At 52.9% G+C, this 13,196-nt stretch carries 11 protein-coding genes; 4 read left to right on the plus strand and 7 right to left on the minus strand.

The genetic code is table 11. The annotated features are described in order from the left end of the window. Window positions 1-141 precede the first annotated feature (141 nt). Both sulA and ompA read left to right on the plus strand, forming a co-directional pair. Window positions 142-633 (plus strand): SOS-induced cell division inhibitor SulA, encoded by a 492-nt coding sequence (sulA, locus tag PMI17_RS06800; protein ID WP_007887356.1) that lies wholly within the window; start codon window positions 142-144, stop codon window positions 631-633. Window positions 634-983: 350 nt separating this feature from the next. Beyond that, window positions 984-2,051, plus strand: coding sequence for a porin OmpA (ompA, locus tag PMI17_RS06805; RefSeq protein WP_007887357.1), 1,068 nt, complete (start codon window positions 984-986; stop codon window positions 2,049-2,051). A gap of 72 nt (window positions 2,052-2,123) precedes the next feature. Here ompA and matP read toward each other — a convergent pair whose 3' ends face one another. Next, window positions 2,124-2,591 carry a macrodomain Ter protein MatP gene (matP, locus tag PMI17_RS06810; RefSeq protein ID WP_007887358.1) on the minus strand — a complete coding sequence of 156 codons (468 nt, stop codon included), beginning with the start codon at window positions 2,589-2,591 and terminating at the stop codon, window positions 2,124-2,126. A gap of 53 nt (window positions 2,592-2,644) precedes the next feature. Between matP and PMI17_RS06815 the strand changes: the two genes are divergently transcribed. Next, entirely contained in the window at window positions 2,645-4,507 is a 1,863-nt protein-coding gene (locus PMI17_RS06815) for a Lon protease family protein (RefSeq protein WP_007887360.1), read from the plus strand. 67 nt (window positions 4,508-4,574) lie between these two features. Next, complete coding sequence (gene fabA / locus PMI17_RS06820) at window positions 4,575-5,093, plus strand: bifunctional 3-hydroxydecanoyl-ACP dehydratase/trans-2-decenoyl-ACP isomerase (RefSeq protein WP_007887361.1); 519 nt, start codon at window positions 4,575-4,577, stop codon at window positions 5,091-5,093. A gap of 66 nt (window positions 5,094-5,159) precedes the next feature. Here the strand turns inward: fabA and rmf are convergent, their stop codons facing one another. From rmf to rlmKL, 6 genes are all read right to left on the minus strand, one after another. Further along, the gene (gene rmf, locus PMI17_RS24720) at window positions 5,160-5,327 is read right to left on the minus strand and encodes a ribosome modulation factor (RefSeq protein WP_007887362.1); all 168 of its coding nucleotides are present in this window, start codon (window positions 5,325-5,327) and stop codon (window positions 5,160-5,162) included. A 269-nt stretch (window positions 5,328-5,596) separates the two neighbouring features. Next, window positions 5,597-6,163, minus strand: coding sequence for a membrane integrity-associated transporter subunit PqiC (gene pqiC / locus PMI17_RS06825; protein ID WP_007887363.1), 567 nt, complete (start codon window positions 6,161-6,163; stop codon window positions 5,597-5,599). Next, the gene (gene pqiB / locus PMI17_RS06830) at window positions 6,160-7,803 is read right to left on the minus strand and encodes an intermembrane transport protein PqiB (protein ID WP_007887364.1); all 1,644 of its coding nucleotides are present in this window, start codon (window positions 7,801-7,803) and stop codon (window positions 6,160-6,162) included. Before pqiB ends, pqiC begins: the two co-directional genes overlap by 4 nt. Continuing rightward, window positions 7,775-9,058 (minus strand): membrane integrity-associated transporter subunit PqiA, encoded by a 1,284-nt coding sequence (pqiA, locus tag PMI17_RS06835; RefSeq protein ID WP_007887365.1) that lies wholly within the window; start codon window positions 9,056-9,058, stop codon window positions 7,775-7,777. The genes pqiB and pqiA overlap by 29 nt, the downstream gene beginning before the upstream one ends. Window positions 9,059-9,073: 15 nt before the next feature. Then, the gene (locus PMI17_RS06840; RefSeq protein ID WP_007887366.1) at window positions 9,074-10,984 is read right to left on the minus strand and encodes an ABC transporter ATP-binding protein; all 1,911 of its coding nucleotides are present in this window, start codon (window positions 10,982-10,984) and stop codon (window positions 9,074-9,076) included. Between the two features lie 5 nt (window positions 10,985-10,989). Beyond that, entirely contained in the window at window positions 10,990-13,107 is a 2,118-nt protein-coding gene (gene rlmKL / locus PMI17_RS06845; protein WP_007887367.1) for a bifunctional 23S rRNA (guanine(2069)-N(7))-methyltransferase RlmK/23S rRNA (guanine(2445)-N(2))-methyltransferase RlmL, read from the minus strand. Between the last annotated feature and the right edge of the window lie 89 nt (window positions 13,108-13,196).

The raw sequence follows: 13,196 nt of genomic DNA on the forward strand, positions 1-13,196 counted from the left end.
CGATTTAGCTGTTCAATGAATAAAAGCGTGTGAAAGGAATCTTGTGCAGAAATTGCGAGGCGTTTTCAGAAATTGAGGTTGATCTTTATCCAGGAAGCCATTACTGTATATTCATACAGTTCATTACTGAGTGATTAAATTATGCGTACTCATTTCTCTGGCCCTGCTGATCGTTCTCATCGTTACGCTTCATCAAGTTTAGCGAAGCCTTCGCTGGGTGGAATCACTGAACTGCGTTCCAGCGAACAGCCTGGAATGATGCAACTTATGCTGCTGCCGGTGTTAAAACAGCTGAGCGAACAATCACGTTGGCAGTTATGGCTAACGCCAGCTCATAAACTGAACCGCAGCTGGATGCAGCAGTCGGGATTGCCGTTAGAAAAGAGTATGCACATCACTGAATCTGAGCGCTTTAATACGGTAGAAAGTATGGTGAAAGCATTGCGCACGGGTAATTATAGCGTGGTTCTAGCCTGGATTCCGTACGAATTGAGTGATGAAGAGCGCCTGGAATTGGAACAAGCAGCGGCCGAAGGTGAAGCGCTTGGTCTGATTTTGCGTCCTCAGGGACACCAATATGCCCTCTCCAGACAACCCAAAGCCGCAAAAATTCCGTCAGATTTGTTTCATTAAGTAAATTCCAGGAATTTTCTCAGCATTTTTTTTGCATAAGTTGCCGCTAAGCCACTGATTCTTTTCCCGCCAGCTATGACAATGGTTTAGCCGCTTTTTTCTTTTCTGATGGCGAAGATTTTGCCATGCGATTTGTTAAAATGTGTGTATAAATCCCTGTTTTTTTGCTGCACGGCGTCACATCATACTTGTAAGTTTCCAATCTCGTTGTAGACTTTAGCTCGCCAGGGTGCTCAATAACCTCCGTTTTTTCGGTAGAGTCAAAAGCGAGCGTTTAGACCCGGCGAAGGATTAACACAAAGAGCAACCTTTTTGCTCATTGCCTATTTGGATGATAACGAGGCGCAAAAATGAAAAAGACAGCTATCGCAATTGCAGTGGCACTGGCTGGCTTCGCTACCGTAGCGCAGGCCGCACCTAAAAATAACACCTGGTACACCGGTGCTAAACTGGGCTGGTCTCAGTATCACGATACTGGTTACTACGGTAACGGTTACGCGAACAACGACGGTCCAACTCACGAATCTCAGCTGGGTGCTGGTGCATTCGCAGGTTACCAAGCTAACCCGTACCTGGGCTTCGAGCTGGGTTATGACTGGTTGGGCCGTATGCCTAACAAAGGCAACCAAGTGAATGGCGCTTTCAAAGCACAAGGCGTTCAGCTGGCTGCTAAACTGAGCTACCCAATTACCGAAGACTTCGATGTCTACACCCGTCTGGGTGGTATGGTATGGCGTGCTGATTCGACTCAAAACAACAACGGCGTTCGCATCAGCGACCACGACACCGGCGTTTCTCCGCTGGCTGCTGTTGGTGTTGAATACGCACTGACCAAAAACTGGGCGACTCGCCTGGACTATCAGTGGGTTAACAACATCGGTGACGCAGGTACCGTTGGTGCACGTCCAGACAACAGCATGCTGAGCGTTGGCCTTTCTTATCGTTTCGGTCAGGATGAAGATGCAGCACCAGTTGTAGCTCCGGCTCCAGCTCCAGCTCCAGTTGTTGAAACCAAGCGTTTCACCCTGAAGTCTGACGTTCTGTTCACCTTCAACAAGGCAACTCTGAAGCCAGAAGGTCAGCAGGCTCTGGATCAGCTGTACAGCCAGCTGAGCTCAATGGATCCGAAAGACGGTTCTGTTGTAGTACTGGGCTTCACCGATCGCATCGGTTCAGAGCAGTACAACCAGAAACTGTCTGAGAAACGCGCTCAGTCTGTTGTCGATTACCTCGTATCTAAAGGTATCCCGTCTAACAAGATCTCTGCACGCGGTATGGGCAAATCTAACCCAGTTACTGGCAACACCTGTGACAGCGTGAAAGGCCGTAATGCCCTGATCGACTGCCTGGCGCCAGACCGTCGCGTTGAAATCGACGTGAAAGGTATCAAAGACGTTGTAACTCAGCCACAGGCTTAAGTTATCACGCAATAAAAAACCCCGCTTCGGCGGGGTTTTTTTATGGCTGAAAATCAGTGGCAGCGAGAAGTTTTATTCGCCGTCCGAGCTGCCTTTTCCCAGAATTGCCTGCAGATCTTGCTTCAAAGTGGACATCTGGCTGGCGTACTTCTCTTTGCGTTCTGCATCTTCAATTAACTGCACAATGGTTTCTGACAACGTACTGCTGCGACGCTGTGCTAATCCAGCCAGACGTTGCCAAACCAAATATTCCAGGTCGATCGATTTCTTGCGCGTGTGCTGATGCTCAGCATTAAAGTGTCGTTTACGGCGGGCACGTATCGTCTGCTTTAGGCGATTCTCAAGATCGGGATGAATATGCTGCGCGATCCACTCGTTAACATCAACCGGACTATTCTCCATCGACAATAGCGCATCCACCGCAGCGTGCGCCGCACTGAGCTCAAGATGACGAGTGATCAGTTCACCCTCCCGATGCTTTTTCACCAGGTATTTCCACTTCCATCCACTTTCAAGATTTTCGAGTTGCTGGTATTTCATCGGAATCTCATCGTGATCACGTAACAAACTAAGAATAACAGCTTTTTTCCTGGATGCAGCAAGGAAAAACATGTTGCTGGTGTCACAATTCGGGCCAGAACTCCGCCGTGATTAACCGGGTCGAATCCTGTATAATCGCGCTTTTCCTAAAACAGACTAATGCGAATATTTTGACCAGCACTCAAATTACGTGGCAAGCCCTGCAGCCGGATAGCGACCGCTACCAATCCATTTTCTCAAATGTCTCACTGGAAGATTGCGATAGCCTTGCCGCGGTTCAGCCGCGTCTGCTGAATGCGCTGGCGCATTTACATCACCAAACGTTAGGTTTTCCCCTGCTGTTACTGCGCAGTCAGGAAAACAGCGATTACCTTGCCTGCATCGCCGAGGCTGCACAACGCTTCCAGCCAGACGAGGTTTCGCTATACGGCGGTGACTACCATGTAATGGGCGATACCGTAAGTTTGCTGCCACCGAGCGATAGCAATCGCCCGTTCACCAGCCAGGGCGGTGTACATTTTGCCGACTGGATTGAGTATGAACAACTTTTTGGTTGTGTCCGCCAATATAAAGATCGCGTGCAACCTGAACCTGGTTTGCTGCATCGCGCCAATGGCGGCACGCTGATCCTCGCTGTGAACACCCTTCTGGCACAACCGCTGCTTTGGTTGCGCCTGCGCAAGTGTATCGAACAAGGTCGCTTCGATTGGTATTCGCAGGATGAACGTCAACCGCTACCGGTGGCTATTCCACCGCTTCCGCTGCAGTTGCGCCTGGTGTTATGCGGCGATCGTGATGCACTGGCCGCCTTCCAGGAACTGGATGTTGAAGTCCACGAGATGGCACTGTATAGCGAATTCGAAGAGAGCCTGCAGGTGCTGGACGAAGATGACATGACGTCATGGTGCCAGTGGACGCTCACTCAAGCCGAGCAGGCTGGTTTAGCACAGCCAGAAGCAGATTTCTGGCCTGTACTGATTACGGAAGCGGCGCGTATGACGGGCGATCAAGACACCTTGCCATTATGCCCACGCTGGCTGCGCCGCCAGTTACAGGAAACCGCGCTGCATGGCGATAGCCTGAATGGTGAAGCGTTGAAAGAAGCGCTGGAAGCGCGTCAGTGGCGTGAAGGCTTCCTTGCGGACCGCATGCGTGATGAAATCCTGCTCAATCAAATTATGATTGAAACGGAAGGCGAAGTGGTTGGGCAAATCAATGGCCTCTCCGTGGTTGAGTTTCCGGGCCATCCACGTCCGTGGGGCGAACCGTCGCGTATTACCTGTGTGGTCCATCCAGGCGATGGCGAGTTCACTGACGTGGAGCGTAAAGCCGAACTGGGTGGCAATATTCATGCGAAAGGCATGATGATTATGCAGGCCTACCTGATTGCTGAACTGGAACTGGAGCAGCAGCTGCCCTTCTCCGCCTCGCTGGTGTTTGAGCAATCCTATTCAGAAGTGGATGGCGACAGCGCCTCGCTGGCTGAACTGTGCGCGCTAATCAGTGCGTTGGCTAATCAGCCGGTTAACCAACAGATTGCGGTAACCGGTTCAGTCGATCAGTTTGGTAACGTGCAGCCGGTCGGAGGCCTGAATGAAAAAATTGAAGGTTTCTTCCACATCTGTAATTCCCGTGAGTTGACCGGCAAGCAAGGTGTGATTTTCCCTGCCAGTAATGCGCGTCATCTCAGTCTGAATCAGGAAGTGGTGGAAGCGGTGAAGGCCGGACAATTCCATCTCTGGGCCATTGAGAGTGTAGATGAAGCGCTGCCGCTACTGACCGGGATTGCCTGGCAAAGTGAAAGCGGCGAATCACTGCTTAGCACCATTCAGGAACGTATTACGCAGTTGAATCAGCAGGAAGCACGCCTGCGTCCGTGGCCACTGCGTTGGCTCAACTGGTTCAACCACAGCTGATAACATTGCTCAGCGTACAACTGTTCGCTAATATTCGGGCTTCACTAAAAGAAGGCATATTGAGAACATGGTAGATAAACGCGAATCCTATAGTAAAGAAGACCTGGTTGCCTCGGGTCGCGGCGAACTGTTTGGCGAAAATGGACCGCCGCTTCCATCCAACAACATGTTGATGATGGACCGCGTGGTCAAAATGACCGAAGACGGCGGTAAATTCGACAAAGGTTTCGTAGAAGCCGAACTGGATATCCGCCCTGACCTGTGGTTCTTTGACTGCCACTTCATTGGCGACCCGGTAATGCCTGGCTGCCTCGGCCTCGATGCCATGTGGCAACTGGTTGGTTTCTACCTCGGCTGGCTGGGTGCTGAAGGCAAAGGCCGTGCATTGGGCGTGGGCGAAGTGAAGTTCACTGGACAAGTTTTGCCGACCGCTAAAAAAGTGACCTACAAAATTCACTTCAAGCGTGTCATTAACCGCAAGCTAGTAATGGGCGTGGCAGATGGTGAAGTGTTCGTCGACGGCAACCTGATTTACTCCGCGACTGATTTGAAAGTAGGTCTGTTCAAAGACACGTCAGCTTTCTAATCCTTCCAAACGAAAACCTCCGCACGCAGCGGAGGTTTCTTCCTTAATGATAGACATCCGGCAATGCTAGGCCACCGCCGACCTGTCCTCCATGGCTTGACGCCAACCTCCCAACCAGTAAGACCGCGCATCGATCATTTGATAAGGGCATATCTCTTTCGAGCGGCCCGTAATACCGGCTTGATAGCCTCGTGAATGTGCTCGTTCCAGGCGGTCTCTCTTCTGTCTCTTCATGCCTCGTTTCCCTCATTTCAGGTCTGGTGGAATCTGGGTGGAAAGAAAGAGTGGCGATATAATGTTCAACCACAGTAATGTTCTAACCCGATGCAGAAGAAAGGTCAATGCGCAAAATTCACGCCAATGTCATGATTTTGACGTCAAATCGACATCTGGAATTGTCAGTTGATTGTATATCTGGCTGATTAGCCAATAAAAAAAGCCCCTGATTTGACTGCGATCACACTACAGTAAATCAAGGACTTAGCATAAGCTTCGAACAAATCTTAATTTAGCGAAACGACACTATTCGCAATTTGTTGCGCTGCTTGCTGCCAACCGAGAGCCAAAGTGCGTACCAACGCATCATAGCCATCTTCAGTTTGCGGCAGTGTCAGATTAAAGCCATGTTTGATTAGGTGCCCTTGATGCTGCAACAACCACTCGCCACTCACCACCACTTGTCCATCATAACGTCCCTGGAAACCAGTAACGTTGACTGAAAGCGTGTCGTGAGTTTCGCCAAGCGGCGAACCGGCGACCAGTCGGCCGGGCAGCGCTTTGCTGAGATTACTGATCAGCGTTTGCTGCAGCTGTTGGTCGAGCGGACTGGCCCAGAGGTTATTGCTAGCAATCACGTATTTCACATCGCTGGTCTGATAAACCAAACCGTTACCCGCCATATAATCCGGCACCGTTACCTGCTCGACCCAAATCATGGGTTGGCCAGTTCCTCCAGCACTCTCAACGCGCGCCACATTGCTGCCCGCAGGCAGCTGATAATAGGTGTTTTCAATGGTGCTGCTGCACCCTGTTAACAGCAGCAACGCACCGATAATTAGCCCTTTTTTCACTGTTTCGCCCTCTTTGGCTGTGGATCCTGGCCCGGTTTGGCTTCAAACACCAGCGCATTACTTTTGCTATTCAGCGTTTTCAGCACCGGCTGCAATTCACGTAGCACCTGATCCAGCCGCTGCATATCGCCCACCAGCTTGCTGTAAGCCGGCGATCCCGGTTGCAGCCCTTTCATGCTGCGATTCAGTTCGCGCAGGGTTTGCTGCATGTCTGAAGGCAAGGTTTTCATTGCTGGATTCGCCGTGACTTGATTGAGGTTATCTAATGTTTTCTGCAGTTGCTGCAGGGTACGCTGGCTCTCTTTCAAGGTTCCGGTCGCTTCATTCAGCACAGGATTAAGTGGCAGGCCGTTGATCTTATCCAGTGCCGCCATTAGTTTCTGCTGAATCTGCGCCAGGCCACCGCTGACGGTTGGAATCACTTCCAATCCGGCAACTTCGTTCGGACCTTTATAAGTCGGCGCGTTATCGTAGAAATCGAGATCGATAAACAGCGCGCCCGACAACAGGCTACCGGTCTTCAGCGTGGCACGCAGACCGCGTTTTTTACCTTCCTGCAGATGCTGCTCAAGATTGAAATCTCCACCCAGACGATTAACAAAGCGGTCGGGTTCAATGCGAATTAACACCGGCACGCGATAGTCGTTATTAAGCGCCTGATTGACGCCAGGAATCATATACGGAACTTGCGAGACGGTACCCAGACGAATGCCGCGGAACTCAACTGGCGCGCCAACCTGCAGGCCACGAATCGAATCGCTGAAGAACAGCAGGAAATCGGTGTGATTGGTATACAGCGAATCCTGGATGCTGCGTTGATCGTCGAACAGATGATATTCCGCTTTGTTCTCCGCAGCTCGACCCAGTTCAGCGCCGTCCGGCACATCGAAGCTGACGCCTCCGCTAAACAGCGTGGTGAGCGATCCCATTTCCACCCGCATACCGGAAGCCGACATATCCACGGCAATACCGCTGTCTTTCCAAAAACGTACGTTAGTGGTAATTAGGCGATCGTAAGGCGCGGCGACAAACAGTTGATAGGTCATCATGCGTTTATCGGTATCAAAGTTGCTGGCTTCTACCGTACCGACGCGATAACCGCGGAACAGCACCGGATCGCCCGCATTAAGCTGACCGGCTTTTTTACTGTCGAGCGTGACGCGAATACCTTTTGCATCAGGGGGTGCCAGCGGCGGAGCATCCAGCAGTTGGTAACGCTCTGGTTTAACGCCTTTAGAGCCTGGCTGCAGCTCAATGTAGGCGCCCGAAAGTAGCGTACCAAGACCGGTAACGCCCTCGCGTCCAATCTGCGGTTTTACCACCCAGAAAGCGCTGTCTCCCTGCAACAACTTCTCCATGCCGGAGTTCAGGCGTGCCGTAATTTCGACATGGTGAAGATCATCGGTAAGCACCGCACTCTCCACCACCCCAACGTCTACGCTGCGGCTTTTGATGGTTGTTTTACCGGCTTCAATGCCTTCGGCATTTTCAGTAATCAGCGTCACTTCCGGGCCTTGATGGCTAAAGTGATAAAAAAGAATCCATCCGCCGATTAACAGCGTAACGATGGGTACAATCCACACCGGTGACCAGCGTTTAATCTGGTCGACCTTAGCAGTCTCGTGATGGTTGTCCGTCAAGACGCGGCTCCTTACGTTCAGTTTCCCGTTGTCGATCCCACAGCAGGCGCGGATCAAAGGTCATTGCTGCAAACATGGTAAGAATCACCACCATGGCAAACAGTAACGCGCCCGGCGCAGGATACACACTCATCAACCTTCCCATCCGCACCAATGCGGAGAGAACGGCGATTACAAACACATCAATCATTGACCAGCGGCCAACGAATTCAACCACCTCATAAACCACGTGCATCTTTTCATCATCGCGCCCACCGCGTCCGCTGCCGTGCCAGCACAGCCAGGCAATCGCCAGCATTTTCAGCGATGGCACCATAATACTGGCGATGAAAATCACCAAAGCCACCGGCCATGATCCGTCGCTCCACAGCAAAATCACCCCGGCCATAATGTTCGAAGGATATTGCGAACCGAGCGTTTCGGTCACCATGATCGGCATGATATTGGAGGGAATGTAAAGCATCACCGAGGTGATCAACAGCGCCAGCGTCCATTGCAAACTGTGCTTGCGGCGTGCATGCGCTTTTACCCCACAACGTGGGCAAGCAAGTTGGGCAGCCGGCAGAATGGCAGTACAGCAAGGACAGCTGCGCAAACCTTGCTTAAGGCCGCTGATTCCAGCCTGCGGAACCTTAGGCAACGGCGGCATCGCATCAATGCGTTGCCATACCCAGCGACGATCGACACACTGAAACGCGCGCAAATGCAGCACGCAAAACAGACACCACGGCCAGAAACTGCTGCCGAGACCAATCTCACCGTAAGCCATCAGCTTCACGAAACTGACCAGCACGCCCGCCATAAAAATTTCGGCCATGCCCCAGCTACGCAGCTGAAATAGAATGCGCGCTAAACCCAACCGCAGGTTATGCGGCATGCGGACGTTGTTGACCAGCAGGATAATGGTGATCATGCAGAAGGCGGGGATGCCTTGCACAAACAGCAGAAACAGGGTCGCGAGGCTACGATAGTCTTCGCGATCCATCACTTGCGGGATTTCGAGCAGCGATATCTGGCTGCTCAAACCCGCGACGTGCATATTGATGAAAGGAAACAGATTGGCCAGCACCAGCATAAATAACGCCGAAATGGCGTAGCCGGTCGGACGTCGACGCGGCTCCTGCCAGTTGGCCAGCAGCGTGGTGTGACAACGCGGGCAACGCGCACGGCTGCCGACCGGGACAGCGGGCAGCTTTACTGTTAAATCACACTGTGGACAAAGACTCCACTGATGCGCCTGATCCGCTGCACACATGCTGACTCCTTCCGATTACGCGCCGTTTTTCAGCGCTTCCAGCTCTTCCCAACGTTCAAACGCCACTTCCAGCTCCTGTTCGGTCTGCGCTAACGCATCCAATACCGGCTGGGTTTCATCATGTGGCTGACTGAAGAAGTCCGGATGGCTCATTTTGGCCTGTAATTCACCGATACGTGTTTCCAGTTGTTCCAGCTTTTGCGGCAGCTGTTCCAGTTCACGTGCCAGGTTATAGCTTAGCTTGCTGGCGGGACGTTTGGTGGCTTCACTTTTCTCTGCGGTTTTCACCGGTGCAGCGGATTTCGCCTGAGAGGCTTTACCTTGTTTATAAGCCGCACGCTGCTGCTGTGCATCGTGATAGCCGCCGACAAAGGTGCCGATCTCGCCGTTGCCTTCAAAAATCCAGCACTCCGTCACGGTGTTGTCAACGAATTGACGATCGTGGCTCACCAGCATCACGGTACCCTGATAACCATCCACCAGCTCTTCCAGCAGCTCCAACGTTTCGACGTCGAGGTCGTTGGTCGGTTCATCAAGGATCAGCAGGTTGCTTGGCTTAAGGAACAGACGCGCCAGCAGCAGGCGGTTACGCTCACCGCCGGACAGCGCACGCACCGGCGTCATGGCACGTTTCGGGTGGAACAGGAAGTCCTGCAGATAGCCGAGCACGTGGCGCGGCTTACCGTTTACCATCACTTCCTGCTTACCTTCGGCGAGGTTATCCATCACGGTACGATCCGGATCCAACTCAGCGCGATGCTGATCGAAGTAAGCAATTTCCAGCTTGGTGCCACAATGTACGCGGCCGCTATCAGCTTTTAGCTGGTCCAGCATCAAACGCAGCAAGGTCGTTTTACCGCAACCGTTCGGGCCAATCAGGGCGATTTTGTCGCCGCGCTGCACCTGAGTTGAGAAGTCTTTCACCAGGGTTTTGCCACCCACGCTGTAATTGACATCTTCCATCTCAAACACAATTTTGCCCGAGCGTGCCGCTTCGCCGACCTGCATGTTGGCCTTACCCATCACTTCGCGACGCGCAGAACGTTCGTTACGCAGCGCTTTCAGAGCACGTACGCGGCCTTCGTTACGCGTACGGCGCGCTTTGATGCCTTGACGAATCCACACTTCTTCCTGTGCCAGCTTGCGGTCGAATTCTGCGTTCTGCATCTCTTCCACGCGCAACGCTTCTTCTTTGCCGGTCAGGAACAGATCGTAATTGCCCGGCCAGGAAACCAGCTTGCCGCGGTCGAGATCGACAATGCGCGTCGCCATGTTGCGGATAAACGAACGGTCATGCGAAATGAAGACAATGCTGCCGCTAAAGGTCTTGAGGAAAGTTTCCAGCCAGTCGATGGTTTCGATATCGAGGTGGTTAGTCGGTTCGTCAAGCATCAGCACACGCGGGTTGCTCACCAACGCGCGTCCCAATGCCGCTTTACGCAGCCAGCCGCCGGAGAGTGAAGACAACTCCGTATCGGCATCGAGGCCAATCTGCAGCAGCACATCATTGATGCGGCTATCCAGTTGCCATAGGTTCTGGTGATCCAGAATGGTCTGCAGACGACCCATCTCGTTCAGGTTCTTCTCGCTCGGATCTTCCATCACCAGATGGGAAATAGCGTGATAAGCCTTGAGATGTTCAGCCTGCTCGGCTACGCCTTCGGCAATGAAGTCGTAGACAGAACCGGTGATGTTGCGTGGCGGATCCTGTTGCAGACGCGCTACCACCAAATCCTGCTCATAAATGATGCGGCCGTCATCCAGCGGTTGTTCACCGTTGATGATTTTCATCAGCGTCGATTTACCGGCGCCGTTACGGCCAACCAGACAGACGCGTTCGCCCTCTTCGATATGCAGTTCGGTGTTATCCAACAGCGGCGCATCGCTGAATGAGAGGTAAGCGCCATGGATACTGATCAGTGACATAAAACTTATTCCTTACCGGCGTGGCTAACCAGCCAGCAGTTGTGAATTTGACGGTTGCGCGCGAAATCCTGCGACAGCGTTTTTTGGGTAATTTCCTGCGCCTGCAGACCAAGACGAGCTAAACCGTCGAGGTCCATTTTGAAGCCGCGCTTATTATTGGAGAACATAATGGTGCCACCGCGACGCAGCAGACGTTTTAGGTTCTGCATTAGCATCATGTGATCGCGCTGCACGTCGAAATCGTCTTCCATACGCTTAGAGTTAGAGAACGTCGGCGGATCGATAAAGATCAAATCGAACTGTTCGTCACTCTCGCGCAGCCAGCTCAAACAGTCCGCGTGCATCAGGCGGTGCTGACGTCCGGTCAACCCGTTTAGACGCAGGTTGCGCTCAGCCCACTCCAGATAGGTGCGCGACATATCCACGGTGGTGGTGGTTTTCGCTCCGCCCAGACCGGCGTGCACGCTGGCGGTGCCGGTGTAAGCAAACAGATTAAGGAAATCTTTACCTGCGCTCATTTTGCCGAGCATTTGACGCGCAATACGGTGATCGAGGAACAGGCCAGTATCCAGATAATCGGTGAGATTCACCAGTAGGCGGGCATCAAATTCCTGCACTTCAAAGAAATCGCCCTTCTCGCCCAGCTTTTGATACTGACTTTTGCCTTTCTGACGTTCACGCGTTTTCATCACCAGACGGTTTGCCGGGATCTCCAGCACGCTCAGCGTGGCGCTGATCACATCAAACAGACGCTGACGCGCTTTGTTGGCGTCCACGGTTTTCGGGGGCGCGTATTCCTGGATCACCACCCAATCAGCGTAGCGATCAACTGCCACGTTGTATTCAGGTAGGTCGGCATCGTACAGACGATAGCAGTCGATATTTGACTGACGCGCCCACTTATCCAGCTTCTTAAGATTCTTACGCAGACGGTTAGCAAAATCTTCGGCAATCTGCGCGCCGCCTTCGGCGCTGGTCGTGGCCAGCTGGTAGTTTTTCTGCACGCACTCCAGCGGCCCGTTTTTGGCTTTAAACTGGCGATCGGCACGCAGTTGCAGACAGCTTAATAGCTCTGGCGATGCGCTGAACAGTGACAGATTCCAGCCGCCAAAATTCTGCTTCATGATACGACCGAGCTGGCTGTGCAGCGCAATCAGTGCCGGCTCACTTTCCAAACGCTCACCGTACGGCGGGTTGCTCAATACCGTGCCGGTAATCTCTTGCCCAGCCAGCGGATTTTTCAGCTTGATGACATCCTGCTGCGCAAAAGTGAACAGCTCGAACACGCCTGCACGACGGGCGTTCGCGCGCGCAGATTCCAGCACGCGGCTGTCGTTATCATAGCCAAAGAAACGGGCGGTCGCCGCGGCGGTACCGACGCGTGCGCGCTCCTTCGCTTGCGCGTGTACTTCCTGCCAAACCGCCTGGTTGTGTTTCTTCCAGCGATTAAAGCCCCAATGGGTTCGCAGCAGGCCAGGTGCGCGATCGCAGGCGATCAACGCCGCTTCCAGCAGCAGCGTACCGGAACCACACATGGGATCAACCAGTGGCGTGCTGCTCTGCCAGCCGGAACGCATCACAATCGCCGCGGCCAAGGTCTCTTTCAGCGGCGCAGCGCCAGTTTGCTGGCGATAGCCGCGCTGATGCAGAGAATCACCGCTCAGATCCAGGGCGATGCTGACGCGATCTTTATTTAGCCACGCGTTAATACGGATACCCGGCTGCTCACGATCGACGTTCGGACGCTCCAGGTTCTGGCGGGTGAAGCTGTCGACGATGGCGTCTTTAATACGCAATGCACCGAACTGGCTATTGCGAATCACTTCGTTAGTGCCGCTAAAGTGGATGGCAAAACTGGTGTTGCTATCGAACATCTCGGTCCAGGGAATGCTTTGCGCGCCCACGTAAAGATCGAGATCGCTCCAGACGCCAAATTCTCCCAGCGGCAGCAAAATGCGTGAAGCCAGACGGCTCCACAGCAGGCTTTGGTACATTACATGGTCGTCGGCCTGAAAGTGGACGCCGCCCTGCACCACCTGCAAATCCTGCGCACCCAGCGCGTCTAGCTCACTTTTCAACAGCTCTTCGAGCCCACGCGCCGTACTGGCAAACAGAGAATTCATATCGTCACTTTTTACTCTTGCTTAAATTGCTGCGCATTATAGCGAATCAGCGTGCTATGTCATAAAGTTAGCTTCTTTTTGACAAATAC

The organism is Pantoea sp. GM01 (assembly GCF_000282675.1).
Taxonomy (GTDB): Bacteria; Pseudomonadota; Gammaproteobacteria; order Enterobacterales; family Enterobacteriaceae; genus Pantoea; species Pantoea nemavictus.

Bases quoted from the DNA above. Each gene is read 5' to 3' on its own strand.
- matP (WP_007887358.1), bottom strand. From the start codon at position 2,591: ATGAAATACCAGCAACTCGAAAATCTTGAAAGTGGATGGAAGTGGAAA.
- rmf (WP_007887362.1), bottom strand. From the start codon at position 5,327: ATGAAGAGACAGAAGAGAGACCGCCTGGAACGAGCACATTCACGAGGC.
- rlmKL (WP_007887367.1), bottom strand. From the start codon at position 13,107: ATGAATTCTCTGTTTGCCAGTACGGCGCGTGGGCTCGAAGAGCTGTTG.
- sulA (WP_007887356.1), top strand. From the start codon at position 142: ATGCGTACTCATTTCTCTGGCCCTGCTGATCGTTCTCATCGTTACGCT.
- pqiA (WP_007887365.1), bottom strand. From the start codon at position 9,058: ATGTGTGCAGCGGATCAGGCGCATCAGTGGAGTCTTTGTCCACAGTGT.
- ompA (WP_007887357.1), top strand. From the start codon at position 984: ATGAAAAAGACAGCTATCGCAATTGCAGTGGCACTGGCTGGCTTCGCT.
- PMI17_RS06840 (WP_007887366.1), bottom strand. From the start codon at position 10,984: ATGTCACTGATCAGTATCCATGGCGCTTACCTCTCATTCAGCGATGCG.
- fabA (WP_007887361.1), top strand. From the start codon at position 4,575: ATGGTAGATAAACGCGAATCCTATAGTAAAGAAGACCTGGTTGCCTCG.
- PMI17_RS06815 (WP_007887360.1), top strand. From the start codon at position 2,645: ATGCAGCAAGGAAAAACATGTTGCTGGTGTCACAATTCGGGCCAGAAC.